Below are 20,252 nucleotides of genomic sequence, written 5' to 3'. Positions count from 1 at the left end.
CCACAATTCATACAAGAGCCTCCATAGGTGGCATTGCACTGTTTATATTATTTCAATTCGCCATTGAAAATGAAGAGTGCTTTTACTAAACGAGCCATATAACTATGCCCTATGGTTATTAGCTTTGAAGGATTGTTTTTAAGTTTATTAGAGATAAAACAAATGGATTCGTTTGAATTGATAACACCGATATCATACTGGGTATTGGCTACCCTATGGTTAGTTATTGTCTGTATTTACCTGGCAAAACTCAGACAACTAAAAGAGGTTGATGGTGCCATTGGTGGAACGATTGCAGTTCTTCTTACTATCCTTACTATTGATGCCTTCAGGACAATAATTGAAAGTGTCTATTTTGGGCTGTATTTCAACTCATTGTACGGACTGATACCGAAAGCAATCAACGAGCTGTTGTCGCAACCCTCTTTGCTCATTATCCCCAAAGTAATCAATATTGTTGCTGGCCTGCTGGTGATCTTGCTTCTCCTCAAGCGCTGGGTACCAAGAGAGATTAGCGAACGCGAAGAAATTTTACGCGCCTTAGAGAAAGCTACAGCAACATCAGTAAATAATGAAATCCTGTACCGATCAATTTTTAACGGTGTTAGCGATGCTTTCATTTTCGCCGATTCAGAGCGCCGGATTATTTCGATAAATCATGGTATGGAGGTGATGTTAGGCTATAGCGCTGATGAGCTAGCAGGGAGAAAAACATCGGTTATTTATGAAAGTGATGAAGAATACGAGCGACAAGGTCACAGATATTTCAATCTAAATGCAGAGGATAAACTTAAACCTTATGAAGCCAACTATGTGCGAAAAGATGGCACCATAGTTGTCGGCGAGACAAGCAGAATAGTGATCAAAACTATTGATGGTCAAATTCAGGGCTATATGGGCTTTATTCGGGATGTCACTGAGCGCAATAAGACTGCGATGAAGTTACAGGCTAGTGAGGCGATGCTATCTCATCATATTCAGAATACTCCGCTTGGGTATATTTCATGGGATAGAAACTTAAACTGTATTGAGCTGAACAGCTCAGCCGAAGAGATCTTTGGATATTCTGTTGATGAAGTCAGAGGACGATCTTTAGTAGACTTATTGGTATCTCAAGAGGTTAGAGGTGATATCAATAAGATCGGTAAGGCGTTATTTAAAAATAATGAAGCTTCCAGAAATATAAATGAGAACATAACAAAAGATGGCAGGGCCATCATTTGTGAATGGTATAACACACCAATTGTTAGTGAGAGTGGTGAAGTCATCGGTGTGACATCGTTGGTCCAGGATATTACCCGAAATAGGCAAACCCAAGCTGATTTGCATGAGACTGAAAAGAAATTTCGCGAGCAAAGTCAGCGTTATGCTGAAGTGATTTGGGGCGCCAATATAGGTACCTGGGAGTGGAATGTACAAACTGGTAAAACCATATTCAATGAACGCTGGGCCGAGATGTTGGGGTACACCCTTAAAGAGCTTGAGCCAGTAACTATCTACAGCTGGGAGAAACTACTCAATCCCGACGATGCAGATAATGTCCATGAATTGTTAAATAGTTGCTTCAGGAGTGAGCTAGAAATCTTCGAGTGTGAATTTCGGATGCTGCACAAGAACGGTAGCTGGGTCTGGATACTCGACCGAGGACGGGTGGTTGAATGGACGAACGATGGCAAGCCGGTGCGAATGTCAGGCACGCATCAAGACATCACCAAGAGCAAGCAATCTGAAGAGGAGCTCAAACTTGCCGCCAGAGTATTCACCTATGCCAGAGAAGGTATTACCATCACCGATACTTCAGGTGTCATCATAGACGTAAATGATGCTTTCAGTGCTATTACGGGTTACACACGCGATGAAGTGATAGGAGGAAATCCGCGGCTTCTTCAATCTGGACGTCATCTACCTGAATTCTATAAAGAGATGTGGGCAACGCTGCAAGAAAAAGGTCATTGGACCGGTGAGATCTGGAACAAGCGCAAGAATGGCGAAGTTTATCCGGAAATACTCACGATAAGCGCGGTACTCGATGATGCAAGCGTAGTGCAACACTACGTGGCCCTATTCAACGATATCACGGCGATTAAAGAGCATCAGGGGCAATTAGAGCGCATTGCTCATTATGATATGTTAACCCACTTACCTAACCGTACATTATTGGCAGACCGTCTGACCCAATCCATGAGGCATTGCCGACGTCAAAACTCATTATTAGCGGTTGCATTTCTTGATCTGGATGGATTCAAAGAGGTTAATGATACCTACGGTCATGTCGTTGGTGATGAACTGTTGATTGTGGTCTCGTCTCGTATGAAAGAGGCTTTACGTAGTGTCGATACGCTGGCACGTATAGGCGGGGATGAGTTTGTCGCTGTGATGGAAGACATAGAAACGGTGGAGGATTGTGAGCCTATGTTAGAGCGGCTGTTGCAGGCTGCGTCGGAACCTGTGCTGGTGGGGGGAGTAAGGCTGGAAGTCTCAGCCAGTATTGGTGTCACCATTTATCCGCAAGATGGCGTAGATGCAGACCAGCTCATGCGTCATGCAGATCAAGCCATGTATGTAGCGAAGCAGGAGGGAAAGAACCGTTATCGTTTGTTTGATTCGGCACATAATGCGGCGATGGTTAATCAGCATGAAAGGTTGGATCGCATACGTAAAGCTCTAGACCAGAATGAGTTTTTGCTGCATTACCAACCTAAGGTCAACATGAGAACGGGGAAGGTGATTGGTGCCGAGGCCTTAATACGGTGGCAATCTCCTGAGTGTGGCCTAGTTGGCCCTAATGAGTTCTTACCTGCCATCGAGAGCCATATTCTCAGTATAGAAGTAGGCGAATGGGTTATAGGCACCGCACTGTGTCAAATTTCAGCGTGGAAAAAGCTGGGGCTGGATATCCCTGTCAGCGTTAATATTAGTGCGCTTCAATTACAGAGTGAGGATTTTGCAACGCGCTTGGCTGAGCTGTTGGCAGCATTCCCTGAGGTGGCACCTAGCTCTTTAGAGTTAGAGGTACTTGAAACGAGTGCGATAGGTGATGTGTTGCAAGTTTCTGAAACCATGCTCGCCTGTATTGAACTGGGGGTTAACTTTGCATTAGATGACTTTGGTACGGGTTACTCCTCACTGAGTCATCTCAGACGCTTACCGGCAAGTTTGATTAAGATAGATCAAACCTTTGTGCGTGATATGTTGGCTGACCCAGATGATTTGGCGATTGTCGAGAGTGTTGTGGTCTTGTCTAAGTCATTTAAGCGTGGAGTGATTGCCGAAGGGGTAGAAAGTATTGAACATGGTATCGCACTGTTGCAATTAGGCTGTGAGTTGGCGCAAGGCTATGGTATTGCGAGACCTATGATAGCAAGAGATATTCCTACTTGGGCGGCAGACTGGCAGCCTGATGACTCCTGGCGGGGTTATTGTCTATAACTGCTATTTTTAAGCGATAGGGCTTGAGGCGCAGATAGTCGCTCTATCATCGGGGGAGAAAGCTGCCTGTCGAGATATCCTCCAGGTAACTCTTGAAAAGCTTTTTAAATGGATGATTTTGCCTTGTTGTTTTACCTTCTATTGTCTCTTTAGCTGCTCTGGATTTTACTCAATATACTTTGTTGCAAAAGCTCGGGCTCTCAAGTTGACGAACTGTGCTAGCTTATTAGTCATGACTTAACACAGTAGCGAATAGGGAAATACTAACTGTGAAGAATGATTCAAATAAACAGCGACTTGTCGAGACAAGACTGAGCTATCTGTTTTGGGCAATAACCGCCTTGCTTGCGTTAGTGGTCGGTGCTATCGGAATAAACAACCTGCTCTATATCGAGCAGAGTATTAAGATCAACGCCACAGTCTATAACAAGGTGGAGTCTCAGAGCCGTTCAAATACCGGCAGCGGCACGTCGACATCGACCTCGCTGAAGGTGATCTATCAGTTTGAAAACCCTTATAAGAAAGACAAAATTGAGCTGGCCAGTGAGCTTGCACCTCTGGTGTATGGCAGGGTTAAAAAAGGCGGTGATCTGGAGATCTATTATAACGAGTTGGCCAAGCCAAAAACACGGATCAGTCAGCCATTTCACTTCTGGCTATTGTTTATTATCAGTGGCTTGTTCCTGTCCTTTGCATTTTTTATTGCTACTTTGCTCACCAGACACAGTCAGATAGCAAAGGGTAGGCGTCGTCAGTTCGTTTATGGTGTAGCGGTGATGCTTATCTTACCGGTTGTTACCAATTTGCTGTTATTTACTCAGCAAACCCGGCAACTTGCAGAGGAACGTAGCAGGGAGGAGAGTTGGCCGAGTTGGTTCGCATTCGAGGTTGCCGTACCTAAACCCGAATGGTGGGATAGTGTGTCGATCAAATATCTGGATCCTATGGATTACACTTCAGAGGAGTACTCCTATTATGTTGAACATAATACGGATTCCGACAAGTTTCATCGCTCTTTTAAGCTGACCTATGCCCTGATGCTGCGACATCAAGATGATCCTCTGGAGTTGGGTTGGCTACTCGCCAAGGGAACGACCCGCCAATATATGCCTATGTATGAGTTCTTCCTGTCGCATTTTATGTTCCAGGAGTGGGAGGGCGAGTATTGCAGTCAGCCATGTAATGATGCGACCCAGATGGTTGAGATGGCAGGCGATTTAATCTCGATGAAGTTAGATGAAAACCAGGTAGACTCCTCCATGAACTTGGCGAATGAGATAATGGAGTACAAGTTTTCCAGAGCCGGTAATCGTGGTCAGTATTACTTTCTCTACTCCTACCGTCGATTGCTTGAGCACACACAGGGGCAAGAAGTTGCAAAATTGAAGTTGGACTCCTTAGTCGAAGCTGGCTTACAGGATGCGATTGCTCAAGGTCTTGCCAGTCAGGAGAGGAAGTGGCGACGCTTCTGGAAGGGATCACAGCGGGAGGTGGGTCTCTACTCGAAATAACCTGTACTGAGTTTACAGCTTGATGTTCAATTCAAATTATCGCCTGTGCAACGGATGCTTAGGGGTGATAAACGGCACAGGAGTTCGGCTCGTTTGGAGAAGCAGGTCAACAATCGGGGCCGTTGATATCTATTTGTAAGTTGCTGTTAAATAGAGATTCTTGAAAGGCATGACTAAAGATGGCATTATCCCAAAAAAAGGAATTTGATATGTCTGTTAAAATATTAAAAGCGGTAGTTAAGTTTAATGAAAATCAAAGGATTGCCCCTAGGTTTATTCTCACCTATCTCTTGATCTGGTTTATCTGGCATAACCAACTGTTCACCACCTTTTTTAGTACAAGTGGCGACCTATTAACCCGCTCGACAGCGGCACTGTCTGCGGTTACCGATAATCACTATCTCATCGTTCTGGCGATAACCTGCCTCTTTTATTCGGCGCGAGTCGGCTATTATTTTTTGAAGAATAAGACTCATGCTCTGTTAGAGGAAGACGATATCGCCGAGCTGAAGGTCGGCAGTGACCAACGTTTCACAAAAAATGAAGATATCGAAAGATTAATGTCCATGGTTACCGACCTTAAAACTCAAGTGGTGGCAACGAAAGAGAGAGAGCAAAAGGCGAATGCTGACAAAAACTTAGTGATTAAGAAGTTCTTGGCCATCCGGGAAGAGTTAGATGAAGTGAAGGCAGAAAATGCCCTGCTGACTAAGTCTAATAAAGCGCTGAAGACTCGACTCGCAGAAAACTGCGGCATGGAAACGGGTGTATTAGAGCCGAGCTGATACTGATACTTATTCTTTAAGATTAAGAGACAGATTTATCATTTCAGGTTCAGAAGATGCCTGCTAGGTACAGGCAGGCTTATCTTTTGTCACTCCCGATAGCTCTAACCTTGAACCTCTAACCTTCTGGATTATGGTGTAGGTGAGTTTAGCCATCGTAATATTAATTCCAGCGCCACTCCTCTCCAGAACCCTTTATTCCTGAACACTTTTATTCGTCAATATTTATTGGTCATATATACTTTACTTTAACCGTGAATAAACATTGGTCATCACCTATATGAAGTCCCGGGTCCCCTCTTTTGAAATTCAATTGAAAAAAGAGATGCAGCTATACCTGCTCAACTCCGTTGGCTGGGTAATGAAAATGTCTATATTGCTGCTCTCGGTGATCATTATCCACACCTATTTCTTACCCTATGGGCTCTTTGTATTACTGCAGGCACTCCCCTGGTTTATTCCACTGCTGCTCATCATTGGAATACGTTTCCTGCTCATTAAGAGAGTTAGTTTTAAACAGTTAAATATAAATAATTTTTATATCTTCTTGTTGCTGTTTGATTTTTCCTGGATGCTGGTTTTCTGGGGACTAAAAGATGTAATGGATGAATCTCTTGTTGCAGTAGAGGCTATGATCGACATCCTGATACTGACCTGGGCCATTGCGCTGTTTCCTAACAGGCGGGCAATGATGATCGCAACGCTCCCCCTGATGCTCAGTGTCTGCGCGATAAGGCTAAATGCTTATCCGCAATCGCCCCTGTTTCCTATAACTAAACTTTTATGTTTCGTCGCTATCGTATCGACCGGACAGAAAATTATGGAGTCCTGGTTTATTAAGGCGGTAAGTCGGGATGTTGAAAAAAAGAAGTTAGTCTTACAATTCAGGCGGCTGGCATTAATCGATGGCTTAACGCAATTGAGTAACCGACGGCAATTCGACACCATATTGGAGCAGGAGATCAGAGCCGCAGAAAGAAATCATAATCCGCTGAGTCTGATCATGATGGATATCGATTATTTTAAGCGCTTCAATGACAGTGCCGGGCATTCTGCCGGAGATGAGTGTCTCATTGCGGTAGCACAGGTACTGACAGAGACAGTTAAGCGTCCCCGGGATCTGGTGAGTCGTTATGGTGGTGAAGAGTTTGTTATTGTACTGCCATCAACCGACCTTCAAGGCGCCTCCAAGATTGCCGAGTCGATAAGAAGCGCTTTAATGAGCAGGGCAATCCCCCATCCCGCTTCAGATATTAGCCCTTGGGTAACTATGTCTCAAGGAGTATGTCAGTGGCAGTCAGGTATGAGCTCTGAGGCATTGGTCGTTGCAACAGATGAGCAGCTATATCGCGCCAAGCAAGCCGGACGAGACCAGTTTAAAGTGACTGATTAGCTGCGCTACCCATCGACTCTGAAGGATAACATTCCAACTTTTTAGTTTTTATTTTACCGAGCCTTCGAAGATATCCCTGCCATAGTGCGGGCAAACCTCTGTTTGGCTGTGGGTAAGTTCTCAAACCGTTCGAAGCCGCTGGCCATACCCATATCTAAGCGGTTGAGTCGTTCATCCAGTGATGGGTGTGTTTTAAACAACATGGCGAGACCCGCGTCATCGGGATGTATCATCTCCAGTCTCTGCAGTGCGGCGGGCAGACCATAAGGGTTGTAACCGGCTCTGGTGGCCAGGACTATGCCCATCAGATCGGATTCAAACTCATCTTCTTTATCTAACCCTCGGGTATATAACTCTGTTCCTGCATTAATGAGTTTTAGCGACTCCGTATCTTGCTCTTTTGCGGTTAAGATGACGCTGGTGATATCGGTCAACGCACTCATGCCACTGGCTTTTTTCAGTGCATTTAAATGGTGTCTTCGCAGAACATGAGATATTTCATGGCCGAGTACCCCGGCCAATTCAGCTTCGTTGTTGAGAGTAAGCAGTAAACCTTTGGTGAGTACTATGTAGCCACCGGGCGCGGCGAAGGCGTTGATGCTGTTGTCATCGAGTACGGCAAAGCTCCATGGTAGTTCCGGACGCTCTGAGTGCATGCTGACCCAGCGACCTACCCGGTTGACATATTGCTGCACCTCCCGGTTTTCGAGTAAGGGGGCGACACCAAGAAGATTGGTTGCTATATCTCGGCCCAGGGCAATTTCGGCCGTTTCATCGACCTCGGTCAGTGCGTCCTGGGTATGCCCCAGAGCCGAAAGCCCTTTACCTATATCGATATTGTTAAACACAAAACTCTGATTCGATCCGCAGCCGGAGCAAGCGACAGCGAGACTGAAGATCACAAGCGATAAGGTTAGATGTTTCATGATTTATCTCCGGAACCAGGTGTTGATACCTGAAGATAATCCTGTTGCTGTTCACGAAGGTTTTGCTCTTTAGCGAAGGAGTGAGCTTCAGTTTTAGATGTTGTCAGGCTTTGCATGACTGCAAAGGCATCCGGGTTAGGGGCGGGGTCTGAAAACTTGTTCTCATCGAGCCCGCGAGAAGCGGTCGTGACTGTGCTACCACTGCTCCCCGTGGTGATGAGGTTGAATAACTCTTTGGTACCGGCGAAAGAGTCTGATGTCTGTGCTGCATAACCTGTAAAACGCACACTGAACATCTTCACCCAGCCGGTATAATCTTCAGCCCTGATCTGCAACCAACTGGATTGCCGTGAAAGTACAAGGATATCGAGCGCCTGGGGGAGGGTTGTGATCGTGGGCGCATCGCTGAATGGCTTGCGTTTAAGCTCAGTATCTCTTACCAGACTCGCGTTTTCCTGCTCTGCTTTATCCTGTCCGAGGCAGGGGCTTGCCACTGCGAATAAAGGCATTATCAGCCAGAGTCGCATCGCTTTTCGAGCCGCTAAAAATTGTTTCATCAGGTTTTCCTTACCGGTGCGAAAAGTTCAACTTCTTGTGCACGACCCTTAACCTTATAGAAGCCGTAGGGCTTGAAGTCAAAGTGGTCGGCGCACAGTTCCATGGTGTCACCGGACACTAAAATTCGGGAGACCCCCTTAGTCAGGCCTTCTATTCTGCTGGCTAAATTTACCGTGTCTCCGATGGCGGTATATTCCTTACGTTGCTCCGAGCCGATAAGGCCGACCACGGCGGGGCCCGAATGGATCCCGATGCCAACATCAAAGTTGGCATCCTGCTCCCCCAGCTCCTCTTTGAATTGCTGCAGAACCTCCGCCATCTCCAGTGCGGCATTGATCGCATGAGTTGCGTGCTGCGGGTCGTCCAGAGGAGCACCCCAGAAGGCCATGATGCAGTCACCGATAAACTTATCCAGTGAACCTCCATGCTTAAATACCACGGCCACCTGCAGGGTAAAGTAACGGTTTAACAGGCTCACCACCTCTTGTGGCGTACGGTTTTCTGAGAGGCTGGTGAAGCCGCGAATATCAGAAAACAGTACAGAGACCTGTCGGCTCTCCCCTTCACGACTTAAGCCCTCGCTTGAGACTAGCTCTTTCACCACAACCGGGTCGACGAATCGGCTGAAGAGTTCAACCGTTTTTTTCCTCGCTCTTAGCTCGATCAGGTACTCGCGCAGCGATAGAGAGAAGTAGTAGAGCCACATCAATAAGAGTGGCGTTAACATATGAAGTAAGATCTGCCGGTTCAATAACAGATAGCTGGTGAGCAGGGCTACAGCGCTTACCCCCAGGAGTGAGAGTCCCACGAAAATGGCGTTGACCCTGAAGATGAAACACACATAAACGCCGATAATGGCGGCCAAACATATCAGCAAGTAACTCCATAACGGTAGCGTCGTCATATAGCTTTGGTTCTTCAGGTTATCTATGGCGGTAGCGAGAATGTCCAGGCCGGAATAGAGACTATCGATTGGCGTCACTCTAACATCATGTAGCGCCGAGGCGTCGGCGCCAATGATGACAATTTTATTCGCTAACTCCTTGGGGTCTCTGAGGGGCATCTCCCGATTAAAGTCTTCATAGAGATCGGCATAGGATAGCCTTCCATAGGGATTTTTCGGGCCACGCCATGAGAGTGTAATATGCTCGACCATGGGAAGCTCGTAACCGAGTTCACTCACGACCCGGGCTGGCAGAGAGGGCAGTAACCAGCCGTAAAGATCCCTATAGACATCATATTTTCGTCCCACACCATCACTGTCATTAAGAAAGTTCACCGTGCCTAAACGCCAGAATTTAGAATCGATCGCCAGCGGTGGCATAAGCGCGGCTCTGGCATTTTGCATCGCCTTTTCGGTTCTGATTAAGCCAACTTTATCGGCGATAAGCGCAAGTTCGGGTCCATTCTTATCTTGCTCTGAGTCGAGGCGCACCATGGCGAAAAAGATATTCTGCTTATCCTCGAGAGCCTGATTGAACATGGTGTCACTCTCTGCTCGATAGAGATCCCGTTCGACGAAAGAGAGATCGAACACTATGGCCTTAGGGTGTTGCTTGCTGATCCCCTCGACCATTTCACCATGAACCGAGCGAGGCCAGAACCAGCTGCCTACCTGATTCTCCATTCGGGCCAGGCTGGCATCATCGATATTAACAATCACTATGTCAGGGTCAGGCTTTACGCTTTGGGCATGTATCTTGACTAAATAGTCTGAAAGACCAAATTCCAGAGGCTCCAGCATCTTAATCCAGAACACCTCGGTGAGGACCAATAACAGGAAGCCTAAGCTGAATATATTGAGAAAGTGGCTGCTCTTATTCATCAGTTCTGCTTATTGAGGCTTCGAGTAACCGGGGATCTTGCTTTCATCTACCTCATCAATTTGTGCGCTATCCATAAATTGATTGGCGTACTCCAGATACACTTTCTGTGTGACAAAAATATGGAACAGCTCGGGGTCGATATGTCCATTGAGACTAAATTTTCCCAGAATTCTCAAGGATTCTGACAGCGTTTTCCCCGTCTTATAGGGGCGGTCCTTAGCCGTTAAGGCTTCAAAGATATCGGCGATCGCCATAACCCTTGCCTGTACCGACATATCTTCGCCGCGTAGGCCTCGGGGATAGCCTTTCCCGTCCATCCGCTCATGATGCCCGCCTGCAAACTCAGGAATATGTTGCAGATGCTTCGGCCAGGGCAAGGTTTCCAGCATGCGTATGGTGACTGAGATATGGTTGTTGATAACCTTTCGCTCATCATTGGTCAGGGTGCCCGCCGGGATCATCAGGTTTTCAACCTCCTCTTCATTGAGCAAAGCTTGCGTATTGCCCTGATGATCTATCCAGGTGTAATTGGCGATGGTGGCGACGCGCTGCAGATCTTCATCTTTCATTCGCTCGCTGCCGATATTGGCATAAGCCAGAAAAGTGCGGTCATGCTCGAATTGTTTTAGCTTATTCTCCAACTCTCGGGATTTCTGCTCAGATGGCCCCTGTATGGCTTGCTGTTTCAGGAAGTCGATCTCAACGTCTCGCCTGAGGAGCTCGAAGCGTGTATCGATCAGATGGATACGGTCGAAGATAGTCTGTAACTTAGTGGCTTTCTCGATGACATGCACAGGTGTCGTTATCTTACCGCAGTCATGTAGCATCCCCGCTAGCCAGAGCTCGTAGCGTTCACTTTCGGACATGGAGAAATCTTTTAATGCCCCCTCATTGGTCGCTTGTGCGGCATCGGCCAGCATCATGGTTAACTTAGGCACCTGTTGGCAGTGCCTACCCGTATTGGGTGACTTCTCATCTATGCCTATGTTGATTAAATTCACCAGAGACTCGAGCAGGTTTTCCAGCTGTAATATCAGTTCCTGATTGGTGATGGCGATAGCAGCCTGAGAGGTGAGTGCCTCAATAAACAGCTGGTCCGTCATCGAGAATGGTTGAACCAGATGGGAGAAAGATTCTTTGGAGTTCACCAGCTGCAGTACGCCGACTAACTCGGAGTTATGATCCAGCATGGGAACTGTCAGCAGAGACTGGCAGTGATAGCCATAGAACTCATCGAATTTTCGCATCCCCAAAAAGCTGAACAGGGGAGTATCGTAAACCTGTTCGATGTTGACGGATTCTTTGCGGTTTGCTGCGTAGGCGACAACGGCTTCTAAATTAGGCTCCCCGTTGTCCAGAGTCAGAGGAATGGAGCGCATCTGCTCCGTTTTCTCCTGTGTACCACCAAAATGTAGCCCCAGAGAGTCATTGATAAGGATATCGAACTCGAGCGAGCATTTATCGGCGCTGACCCGGTAGAGGGTACCCCCATCGGCATTGGCGATGTTTCTTGCGGTTTGTAGAATTTGCTCCAGCAGGACCTTGATGTTCTTGATGTCATTAAGGGCAATACTTAAGGTAGTAAGGTGGTGTAACCGCTCTGCAATCTGTTTGTTACTGAGTGCCGTCATATTAAGAAATCACTTAAAATCAGAGTTCAGGGAAAAGAACTAAGCCCTATGTCGAGGTATTTTTGTTGTGCTTCTACTTCATATAGTCGCGATCGCAGGTGTCGTCAAACTTGTGCTCCAGTGGGAGAATTTATATTTGAGAAGAGATGAGACTCCTATAGTGTTCCGCTGAACCGGTAGCGGCAAAGCTGGCAGGGAAGAAGGAAATGTTCTATTTAGATTAACCATCTGACTTAAGAACTTTATAACCGAGATAGCGGAACTACAATTGAGTGATAAACAGTTATCTAGTCCGATTTATTCTTGATGAACCATAGGAGTAACCCATGAAAGTTATCGCTTTTGCCGCAACGAATCACAGTAAATCGATTAATAAACAGTTAGTAGAGTATGCTGCGTCTCTCCTGACTAAGGTTGAGGTTGAAGTATTAGACATCAATGACTACGAACTGCCCCTCTATGGACAAGACAGAGAGGAGGAGTTGGGACACCCCCAACTTGCAAAAGATTTTCTGGCCAAAATAGGTGAAAGTGATGGGATCATCATCGCCTTCGCCGAGCATAATGGTTCTTATACCGTGGCATATAAAAACTTGTTCGATTGGTGTTCCCGTATCGAGCCAAAAGTTTACCAAAATAAAGCTATGGTGCTCTTAGCTACCTCCCCCGGCTCAATGGGCGCTTCCAGTGTTTTAGCCATGGCTATTCAATCGGCGCCATATTTCAATGGTGTTGTGAAGGCCAGTCTGTCAATTCCCAGCTTCTTTGATAATTTTGATAGTGAAAAGCTGGTGATGAAGCACGCAGAGCTTGATGAACAGCTAAAGGATGCGGTCAGTCATCTGGATCATTTAAAGTAAGTGAGAGCGAGAGATAAGGTTGGCTACGGTCAAGCGATTAGAGAGCCGTGATTGAGGTTATCACGGCTTCAATGGACCGACTGCGGAGCAGCTCAGAATCGCCCCTCATATGCCTGGCCGATTAAGTTGTTATCCCTCTGTTTTAAGTACTTATCGATACCCTGAGGGAGATAATCGGTGCGGATACCCCCGTTTGGGAGTCAAGGATCCCGGGGTTTGAAAATATGTATGGTTATAAACGCTTAGTTTAATGGCGGGCTACTTTTCGTATAAAGATATTGCTTGAGAGAGTGAAACTCTCTCTTATCTGACTTAAAGCAAAAATTCGAGCAAGGCCTCCAGTGCCGGACTCTTCATCCGTTTAGCCGGGTAGACCAGATACATAGGGATTGGCGGGATGACGAACTCCTCCAGAATACTTACCAGTCTGCCGTCTTCAATATGCTTTTGTACCAGAAAGTCGGGGAGTTGGGCTATCCCCTGATCGGCGGCGGCAAATTGAGCCACCATTTCGCCACTATTCACTTCGACATCGGCGCTGACCCTGGCCTGCTGTTCTTTGCCTGATCCCCGGTATTGCCAGCGTCCGGGCTGGCGGTTGGAGCTGTCTAAGATACAGCGATATTTTGCCAGTTGGCTGGGATGGTCGGGGTTGCCATGGAGTCTCAGGTATTCGGGACTGGCGACAAATTTCAGTGTAAACATACCAAACGGACGGGCGACCAGGCTGGAATCCTGCAGCTCACCCACTCTTAATGCCAGATCGACCCCTTCATCGACCAGATCCACGTAGCGATTTAACTGTAACCACGAGATTTTCACCTGAGGATGCAACTTCAGGAACGCTTCTATCGAGACCTGAATACCTATCAGAGAGCTGTCCTGGGGAGTCGTTATCTTGAGATGACCGGCAATGATCTCCCCACGATGGCGGGAGAAAGATTCGAGATTATCCAGCCGGGCTATGATCTCCTGAAACTGGCGCAGGTAATGCTCACCCTCAGATGTTAGATGCATGGCTCTGGTCGTACGGTAGAGCAACTGACAGTTGAAGTGTTTTTCCAGATCCGCGACCTGACGACTGACGGCAGAAACCACGATATTCAGCTCCCGGGATGCAGCGCTGAAGCTGTGCCGTTCGACCACGACCAGGAATGTTCTCATGGCGGTGATAAGGTCTATATTTCTCTTCATGAGAAAATTCAATTCATTTTAAGGTTATTTTTCATATTTAATCACAGGTGTAAGCTGTAAAACAAGTTAACAGGTATCGAATCGATATCTGGCTTTAAAACAGATGAATATCGACAGGAGACAGTATGAAAATTCTTATAATCGGTGCCAGCGGCACCATAGGTAAAGCGGTATATGAGCGTTTGTCCGGTGATAATGAACTGATCACTGCCAACTATAACGATGGTGATGTCAGGGTCGATCTCGGCGATAAAGATTCGATTAAAAAGATGTTTGAGCAGGTAGGTCAGGTGGATGCCCTGGTGTCTGCCGCCGGTCTGGCAAACTTCGTGCCTCTGGATGCACACAGTGATCAAGACTTTGAACTTGCACTGAACAACAAGTTGATGGGGCAGGTGAATTTATTAAGAGTAGGGCGCGATTATATTAATCATGGTGGTTCTATGACCCTGACTTCCGGTGTCCTGTCACGTCAACCTATGCCTGGCAGTGCATCGATCAGCATGGCTAACGGTGCGTTGGAAAGTTTTGTTAAGGCGGCGGCATTGGAGCTTGAACAGCTAAGGCTGAATGTCATTGCACCGGCGTTCGTTAAAGAAACTATGGTGATGATGGGTATGGATCCCGATTGGGGTATTTCGGCTGCCGATACAGCAAAAGTTTATGAGCTGGCGGTTAAGGGAGAGATGCATGGGCAGACCCTGGATGTGGCAGCGCATCAATAATTATCTGGCTCAATGACGCTTTCCGGTTATTAGCCCATGCCTATGGGCTGAGTCTACCGGGTTCTGCACCAGATTAGGCACCGTCTACTTTGTGTGAGTTATCAACCCTGACTCACACTCGGTTATGGCGGTGCCAACTGATTTTCACGACCAATATCTCAGCACCAAGCATCTTCTTTTTAAATTCTAAACCTGAGACTTTACCTCTTCGTACATCGGCTTTGCATCCTGAACTTAAGCTATTACTTTCGGATTTGATGAAAGTATCAGCGCAAACTCGTAATAATTAACTAGTATTTAGGGTAAATGTGAGTAGAAGCAATCCCGCATCTGAAGCCTGTTTGACCTGGTCCGATTGGCCGATTTCTGTTTCTTACTCAGATCATCGTCAACTAAAGCAATAAGGAATTTGTTATGCCGACTCCCCACATTAATGCTAACCCCGGTGATTTTGCCCCGACCATACTCATGCCGGGCGATCCTCTGCGAGCAAGATATATTGCCGACAAGTATTTGGAGAATGCTAAGCAGGTCTGTGATGTTCGTGGCATGTTAGGTTTCACGGGTACGTACAAGGGAGGCAGGATTTCGGTCATGGGCCACGGCATGGGGATCCCCTCCTGCTGTATCTACGTCCATGAGTTAATCACCGAATTTGATGTGAAGAATGTCATTCGAATCGGCAGTTGCGGCGCGGTCCGCGATGATGTGAATATGATGGATGTGGTGATAGCCATGGGGGCTTCGACCGATTCTAAGACCAACCGCATGAGGTTCAGCGACCATGATTTTGCCGCCATCGCCGACTATCATCTGCTTGAGACTGCAGTGAACAAGGCTCGCGAGCAGAAAGTGAAGGTTCGTGTGGGTAATATTTTCTCGGCGGATCTCTTCTATACGCCGCAGCCCGAACTGTTCGCCAAGATGGAGGATATGGGGATCATGGCGGTGGACATGGAAGCGGCGGGGATCTATGGTGTGGCCGCCGAGTTGGATGCCAGAGCGTTAACCATACTCACGGTGTCGGACCATATTAAACGCGGTGAGAAACTCAGCTCTGAAGACAGGCAAAAGTCTTTCAACGATATGATGAGTGTCGCCTTAGAGACAGCAATCAGTATCTAGGCTAATATCGATTGGTATTATCTCACCATCGGTGGCCGCTTCTTATCAGACGGCAGCCGTTATCGATGTCTCTCCAGGTTAATATGAGCCGGCAAATATTGTGAAGTGGTCTGTCGGCTCATAGTTTCACTTATCAAAAGCAGAATCCTGTTGGCGGCTTTACGGGGCTAAGGTAAAATTTATACTTTCATCTTTTGCCCGTTATTGGAAAACAGCCCACCTATGAAAAATTTCAACCTTATCCTGGTCATTGGAGCTACGGCTTCGGGTAAAACCCGTTTGGGTGTTGAGCTTGCCAGACAACTCAAGGGAGAGATTATCTCAGCCGACTCGAGGCAGGTTTATAAGGGGCTGGATATTGGTTCGGGTAAAGATCTTGCCGAATATGGCGAAGTGCCGCATCACCTTATCGATATTGTCGAGCCCGGCCATGAATATAATGCCTTCCAATTTCAAAATGATTTCTTCGAGGCTTTCACCGATATTCAGTCTCGCAATAAACAGCCTATTCTGGTCGGTGGTACGGGGTTATATGTCGATGCCGTGGTTTCCGGTTATGAATTTGTGCAGTTGGATAAAGATTTAGCCCTGAGGGCGGAGCTCGATCTGCAACCTCTGGAGCAGGTTCAGAAGCTGCTGCTGGAGCTCGATGCCGTTCAATATGAAAAAACCGATCTCACGGTAAGGCCCAGATTATACCGCGCCATCGAAATCGCAAAAAGCAAACAGGTCGACCCCAAGCCACCTAAGGCACTTCCCGAGATCAGGCCGCTCTATTTTGGTATCCAATGGGACAGAAAGGTTCTGCGTAAGCGAATCAAGACCAGATTAAAGGAGCGCTTCGAGCAGGGCATGGTCGAAGAGGTGCAGGGGCTATTGGACAAGGGCGTGTCACACGAACAGCTGGAATATTATGGTCTCGAGTATCGATTTGTCAGTCAATATATCGCTGGGCAAATCAGCTATGAGGATATGTTCGACAGGCTGAATATCGCTATCGGTCAGTACGCAAAACGTCAGGAAACCTGGTTCAGACGAATCGAACGTCATGGCGGCAAGATCCATTGGTTACAAGGCTCGGGGGATATCCACCAACAAGCTTGTGAGGTGTTGGCTGAGTTAAATCAAACCTGACGTTATGAATGACTCATCGCAGCCATAACGAACTCTATGAAAACCCGCGTTTTCAGTGGCTGGGCCTTGCTCTTATACATGAGATGTATGGGGGCAGGAGTCGGCACTCGATGACTCAACACTTCGATTAGGTCTCCACGCTTCAACTCTTCAGATAGCAGTAAACGTGGCTGCAGTAGTATGCCCGCTCCTTTTAATGTCGCGACTTTCAGCGCCTGACCACTGTTCGAGGTCAGTCTGGAGTGTTGTTGGTCAAATGCCTGTGTATCGATTTGCAGTGCCAGACTCGCCTGAACATCACTATAGCTGAAGCCCAGGCATTGATGCTCAATTAAGTCAGTCAGCGAAAGTGGTATTTGGTGTTTGGCAAGATAATCCGGTGAAGCACAAAATACCATTTCATAGACGGCAATCTGTCGGGCTATAAGTGTGGAGCTGGCAAGTTCACCAATACGGAACACAAGATCGACCTGCTCATGTAGTGTATCGATTAAATCGTTATCTAATGTCAGTTCTATATTGATATCGGGGTATTGTTGCAGGAAGTCAGCGACTATTGGCGCGAGAACTATATTACCGAAGGTGACGGGAGAGTTAATACGTACCTTTCCCTTGGGCTTATTTTCCAATGTCTGCAGGCTATTTTCGGCTTCGGCTATGTCATCCAGAATTCGTTTACATTCCAGGTAATAGAGCTGCCCGGTTTCGGTTAATGATTGCCTGCGAGTGGTACGGTTAATTAGCCTGGTACCCAGGTGCGTCTCTAAAAACTTAATGTGTTTGCCAATCATGGTCGAAGTGACGGCAAATTCTATCGCGGCGTGAGAGAAGCTGCCGTGTTGTGCCACATAAACAAACACCTGCATGCTCTTCAATTTATCCATACTGATAACTCATTAACAACCTGTAGTTCATAAAGAATGAATCAGATGGTAGTTTATCAATCTTGAGGTTTTAATTAAATTGCTATCTAAATATCTGAACATTTCTCCGGGTTAATTTAAAAATTTATGTTTGAACAAGGCTTATTTATCACAGCAGAATTACGCATCAAACCAGACATCGATCTCGAAACGGCTATTCAGGCCATTCGCACATTTTGTGAAGGGATGAATAGCGAAGAGGGATGCTCCATGGCCGTTCCACTCCAAGACAGAGAAGACCCTCGTCGATTTATCTTCTGGGAGCGTTATGAGGATAAAGCCGCCTTCGAGCAACATTTCCAGGCCGAACATACTCAAAGGTTTATCCGCTCCGGCTTAACGGATCTTGTTCAGGCGTTTGAAAGCCAGTTATTGACAATGGAGAGATAAACCATGAAAAAACGATTGAATTGGGGAATTCTGGGGACCAGCTTTATCTCAGGGGTTATGGCCGATGCCATTATCGAAGAGGGGAGTACAGCTCTCTATTCCGTGGCGGGACGTTCTGAAGAGCCCTTAACAGCCTTCGCAGAAAGGTACAGAATAAAGCAGGTCTATAGGGATTATGATGCCCTGATTAATGATGAGGCGGTAGATATTATCTACATAGCGTTACCCAACCATCTGCATCATGATTTTGTGGTCAAGGCGGCTAATGCGGGAAAGGCGATTCTGTGTGAAAAATCGCTATCTGTCGATATGGATAAAACGGATGAGGCGCTCGCGGCAGTAGCAAAGAATGATGTATTCTTCGCCGAAGGCCTGATGTACCTCACGCACCCGTTTGCCAGCAAAATCAGCGAGATTCTTCGACTAGGCACCATTGGCGAAATCCGTTCCATCAAGGGACAGTACTGCGCCGCCATATCTCAATTCGTTAATCCTGAAAGTAAGGGGGCGCTGTATAATCTCGGTTGTTACCCGGTGTCTCTCATGCACCTGATTATGCAGCAAAGCTTTGGAGAGAGCGTTTTCGACAATTACCATGTCGCGGCATCCGGTCGTGTTGGTGAAGACGGCAATATTTGTGAGTCGGCAGCAACACTTCAATTCAGTAATGGTGTTATCTGCCAGCTTCATACGGCGGAAGATTACGGTCTGCATGCCGATTTTACGGTTCTTGGTAGCAAAGGCAGTTTAGTGCTTGCCTCTAATCCCTGGTTACCGGAGTCGGAGGGTAATCGGTTAGTGATTAGTGAATATGAACAGCAGGAGGAAACGGTCACTGTTTCCGCTGAGGGTAATGGGTTCCTCTACCAGGTTCGAGCTGTACGCGAGGCCATCGAACTGGGGAGAGATTCACTGCAGCGCCCGGCAGCGACAGCGAAAGATTCTCATCAAATTATGAAATTACTGACGGATTGGGAAGAAGCTACCCGAGTGAGATAAATGCGTTCGGATCGGATAGGTTTTAGTGATTCAGAGGGGGAATTATTTAATTCGCCCCTTTTAAGCTTTGATCGTGCAGGACCTTCTTTTTACTTACGGAGCCTACAAACTTGAAGAGTTAAATACCCGCTGCTAATTTTAAATCTGGAGTTTTCTTATCTCTGCCTGTTGCTGTTTTCTGTATTCACTTCAGCTCGACTTAACGTCTTGAAAGCGCAGGTGTTAATTGATTAGTCGTATCTAGGTGTTCCAGCCTGTTTAATCTGTGACAAAACATATTATTTAAAGGTACCTAAGTGATGAACCCTATTCAGATTATAAGACGTATTGTTTTACTCGCTGCCATGATGCTTTCTATTAGTGTATTCGCCGCTCACCACGAGGGTGCACCCTCGAGTGGGGCTAAGGATATGCCGGGTGCGAAAGGCACATTCGAATTTAAACCCGCCGACTGGATGTCGGGGCAGAAGAGCTGGTGGAAAGATAGTGACGGTGTGGCTCCTGGAGTCGCCGGCTGCCATATAGGGACAGATGAAAACGGTGTGCCTAATGGCAGAATGTTTGGTGAAGCTTGTCTGCCAAATGGCTTATTGGTCGAGTCTAATCCGGGGAAAGATGTACTGCATGGCCATAAGGATGACATAGGACATCCGGATACATTCGATTGTAATGCCTGGTGTGTGGGCACGGGAAAAAAGGGCGGTATGTGCACCGTTGCCGCCGCCGCGCCTTGTGAGCAATCTGCCGTATGTGCCTGTGAATAAAGTATAAAGATAGGCACGAAAAGCGAATCCAATAAGGTTCGCTTTTCGTGTTTTGTATCAGTGCCTTGTATCAGTAGCT

Annotated in this window: 17 protein-coding genes; 11 read left to right on the top strand and 6 right to left on the bottom strand. The window is 46.9% G+C overall.

Annotation, left to right across the window (positions count from 1 at the left end; all coding sequences use genetic code 11):
• Positions 1–162 precede the first annotated feature (162 nt).
• The 4 genes from EKG39_RS17025 to EKG39_RS17010 all read left to right on the top strand — a co-directional run bounded on the left by EKG39_RS17025 (position 163) and on the right by EKG39_RS17010 (position 7,118).
• Positions 163–3,429, top strand: coding sequence for a bifunctional diguanylate cyclase/phosphodiesterase (locus EKG39_RS17025; RefSeq protein ID WP_185817640.1), 3,267 nt, complete (start codon positions 163–165; stop codon positions 3,427–3,429).
• A 269-nt stretch (positions 3,430–3,698) separates the two neighbouring features.
• Positions 3,699–4,940, top strand: coding sequence for a hypothetical protein (locus EKG39_RS17020; RefSeq protein ID WP_126507179.1), 1,242 nt, complete (start codon positions 3,699–3,701; stop codon positions 4,938–4,940).
• A gap of 209 nt (positions 4,941–5,149) precedes the next feature.
• Entirely contained in the window at positions 5,150–5,725 is a 576-nt protein-coding gene (locus tag EKG39_RS17015) for a coiled-coil domain-containing protein (protein ID WP_126507178.1), read from the top strand.
• Between the two features lie 280 nt (positions 5,726–6,005).
• The gene (locus EKG39_RS17010; RefSeq protein ID WP_246028542.1) at positions 6,006–7,118 is read left to right on the top strand and encodes a GGDEF domain-containing protein; all 1,113 of its coding nucleotides are present in this window, start codon (positions 6,006–6,008) and stop codon (positions 7,116–7,118) included.
• Between the two features lie 53 nt (positions 7,119–7,171).
• On the opposite strand, the gene EKG39_RS17005 is transcribed toward EKG39_RS17010, so the two are convergent.
• Genes EKG39_RS17005 through EKG39_RS16990 form a run of 4 tightly spaced genes read right to left on the bottom strand, consistent with a single transcriptional unit; the run spans position 7,172 to position 12,059 of the window.
• Complete coding sequence (locus tag EKG39_RS17005) at positions 7,172–8,044, bottom strand: M48 family metalloprotease (protein ID WP_126507177.1); 873 nt, start codon at positions 8,042–8,044, stop codon at positions 7,172–7,174.
• Positions 8,041–8,601, bottom strand: coding sequence for a hypothetical protein (locus EKG39_RS17000; RefSeq protein WP_246028541.1), 561 nt, complete (start codon positions 8,599–8,601; stop codon positions 8,041–8,043). The genes EKG39_RS17005 and EKG39_RS17000 overlap by 4 nt, the downstream gene beginning before the upstream one ends.
• Complete coding sequence (locus EKG39_RS16995; RefSeq protein WP_126507175.1) at positions 8,601–10,427, bottom strand: adenylate/guanylate cyclase domain-containing protein; 1,827 nt, start codon at positions 10,425–10,427, stop codon at positions 8,601–8,603. Before EKG39_RS16995 ends, EKG39_RS17000 begins: the two co-directional genes overlap by 1 nt.
• 9 nt (positions 10,428–10,436) lie before the next feature.
• On the bottom strand, positions 10,437–12,059 hold the full coding sequence (locus tag EKG39_RS16990; protein ID WP_126507174.1) for a GAF and HD-GYP domain-containing protein: 1,623 nt from the start codon (positions 12,057–12,059) through the stop codon (positions 10,437–10,439).
• A 326-nt stretch (positions 12,060–12,385) separates the two neighbouring features.
• Here EKG39_RS16990 and EKG39_RS16985 point away from each other — a divergent pair, with 326 nt between their 5' ends.
• On the top strand, positions 12,386–12,919 hold the full coding sequence (locus EKG39_RS16985) for an NADPH-dependent FMN reductase (RefSeq protein ID WP_126507173.1): 534 nt from the start codon (positions 12,386–12,388) through the stop codon (positions 12,917–12,919).
• Positions 12,920–13,231: 312 nt separating this feature from the next.
• Here the strand turns inward: EKG39_RS16985 and EKG39_RS16980 are convergent, their stop codons facing one another.
• Entirely contained in the window at positions 13,232–14,113 is an 882-nt protein-coding gene (locus EKG39_RS16980; RefSeq protein WP_126507172.1) for a LysR family transcriptional regulator, read from the bottom strand.
• A 125-nt stretch (positions 14,114–14,238) separates the two neighbouring features.
• Here EKG39_RS16980 and EKG39_RS16975 point away from each other — a divergent pair, with 125 nt between their 5' ends.
• The 3 genes from EKG39_RS16975 to miaA all read left to right on the top strand — a co-directional run bounded on the left by EKG39_RS16975 (position 14,239) and on the right by miaA (position 17,097).
• A complete protein-coding gene (locus EKG39_RS16975) occupies positions 14,239–14,838 on the top strand; it encodes a short chain dehydrogenase (protein WP_126507171.1) in 600 nt (199 codons plus the stop codon).
• Positions 14,839–15,252: 414 nt separating this feature from the next.
• On the top strand, positions 15,253–15,963 hold the full coding sequence (deoD, locus tag EKG39_RS16970; RefSeq protein WP_126507170.1) for a purine-nucleoside phosphorylase: 711 nt from the start codon (positions 15,253–15,255) through the stop codon (positions 15,961–15,963).
• A gap of 222 nt (positions 15,964–16,185) precedes the next feature.
• Positions 16,186–17,097 (top strand): tRNA (adenosine(37)-N6)-dimethylallyltransferase MiaA, encoded by a 912-nt coding sequence (gene miaA / locus EKG39_RS16965; RefSeq protein ID WP_126507169.1) that lies wholly within the window; start codon positions 16,186–16,188, stop codon positions 17,095–17,097.
• A 2-nt stretch (positions 17,098–17,099) separates the two neighbouring features.
• Here miaA and EKG39_RS16960 read toward each other — a convergent pair whose 3' ends face one another.
• The gene (locus EKG39_RS16960; protein ID WP_126507168.1) at positions 17,100–17,981 is read right to left on the bottom strand and encodes a LysR family transcriptional regulator; all 882 of its coding nucleotides are present in this window, start codon (positions 17,979–17,981) and stop codon (positions 17,100–17,102) included.
• 126 nt (positions 17,982–18,107) lie between these two features.
• Here EKG39_RS16960 and EKG39_RS16955 point away from each other — a divergent pair, with 126 nt between their 5' ends.
• From EKG39_RS16955 to EKG39_RS16945, 3 genes are all read left to right on the top strand, one after another.
• Positions 18,108–18,410 carry a putative quinol monooxygenase gene (locus EKG39_RS16955; RefSeq protein ID WP_126507167.1) on the top strand — a complete coding sequence of 101 codons (303 nt, stop codon included), beginning with the start codon at positions 18,108–18,110 and terminating at the stop codon, positions 18,408–18,410.
• A 3-nt stretch (positions 18,411–18,413) separates the two neighbouring features.
• Positions 18,414–19,409 carry a Gfo/Idh/MocA family protein gene (locus tag EKG39_RS16950; RefSeq protein WP_126507166.1) on the top strand — a complete coding sequence of 332 codons (996 nt, stop codon included), beginning with the start codon at positions 18,414–18,416 and terminating at the stop codon, positions 19,407–19,409.
• Positions 19,410–19,708: 299 nt separating this feature from the next.
• Positions 19,709–20,173 carry a hypothetical protein gene (locus EKG39_RS16945; RefSeq protein ID WP_126507208.1) on the top strand — a complete coding sequence of 155 codons (465 nt, stop codon included), beginning with the start codon at positions 19,709–19,711 and terminating at the stop codon, positions 20,171–20,173.
• Positions 20,174–20,252 lie beyond the last annotated feature (79 nt).

Origin of the sequence: Shewanella atlantica (assembly GCF_003966265.1) — a bacterium.
Lineage (GTDB): Bacteria > Pseudomonadota > Gammaproteobacteria > Enterobacterales > Shewanellaceae > Shewanella > Shewanella atlantica.
The sequence above is the reverse complement of the archived record's forward strand: the minus strand, read 5'-3'. Positions and strand labels throughout refer to the sequence as shown.

Excerpts from the sequence above, each read along its gene's own strand:
- EKG39_RS17025 (WP_185817640.1), top strand. The coding sequence starts at position 163 with ATGGATTCGTTTGAATTGATAACACCGATATCATACTGGGTATTGGCT.
- EKG39_RS17015 (WP_126507178.1), top strand. The coding sequence starts at position 5,150 with ATGTCTGTTAAAATATTAAAAGCGGTAGTTAAGTTTAATGAAAATCAA.
- EKG39_RS17010 (WP_246028542.1), top strand. The coding sequence starts at position 6,006 with ATGAAGTCCCGGGTCCCCTCTTTTGAAATTCAATTGAAAAAAGAGATG.
- EKG39_RS17005 (WP_126507177.1), bottom strand. The coding sequence starts at position 8,044 with ATGAAACATCTAACCTTATCGCTTGTGATCTTCAGTCTCGCTGTCGCT.
- EKG39_RS17000 (WP_246028541.1), bottom strand. The coding sequence starts at position 8,601 with ATGAAACAATTTTTAGCGGCTCGAAAAGCGATGCGACTCTGGCTGATA.
- EKG39_RS16995 (WP_126507175.1), bottom strand. The coding sequence starts at position 10,427 with ATGAATAAGAGCAGCCACTTTCTCAATATATTCAGCTTAGGCTTCCTG.
- EKG39_RS16990 (WP_126507174.1), bottom strand. The coding sequence starts at position 12,059 with ATGACGGCACTCAGTAACAAACAGATTGCAGAGCGGTTACACCACCTT.
- EKG39_RS16985 (WP_126507173.1), top strand. The coding sequence starts at position 12,386 with ATGAAAGTTATCGCTTTTGCCGCAACGAATCACAGTAAATCGATTAAT.
- EKG39_RS16980 (WP_126507172.1), bottom strand. The coding sequence starts at position 14,113 with ATGAAGAGAAATATAGACCTTATCACCGCCATGAGAACATTCCTGGTC.
- EKG39_RS16975 (WP_126507171.1), top strand. The coding sequence starts at position 14,239 with ATGAAAATTCTTATAATCGGTGCCAGCGGCACCATAGGTAAAGCGGTA.
- deoD (WP_126507170.1), top strand. The coding sequence starts at position 15,253 with ATGCCGACTCCCCACATTAATGCTAACCCCGGTGATTTTGCCCCGACC.
- miaA (WP_126507169.1), top strand. The coding sequence starts at position 16,186 with ATGAAAAATTTCAACCTTATCCTGGTCATTGGAGCTACGGCTTCGGGT.
- EKG39_RS16960 (WP_126507168.1), bottom strand. The coding sequence starts at position 17,981 with ATGGATAAATTGAAGAGCATGCAGGTGTTTGTTTATGTGGCACAACAC.
- EKG39_RS16955 (WP_126507167.1), top strand. The coding sequence starts at position 18,108 with ATGTTTGAACAAGGCTTATTTATCACAGCAGAATTACGCATCAAACCA.
- EKG39_RS16950 (WP_126507166.1), top strand. The coding sequence starts at position 18,414 with ATGAAAAAACGATTGAATTGGGGAATTCTGGGGACCAGCTTTATCTCA.
- EKG39_RS16945 (WP_126507208.1), top strand. The coding sequence starts at position 19,709 with ATGAACCCTATTCAGATTATAAGACGTATTGTTTTACTCGCTGCCATG.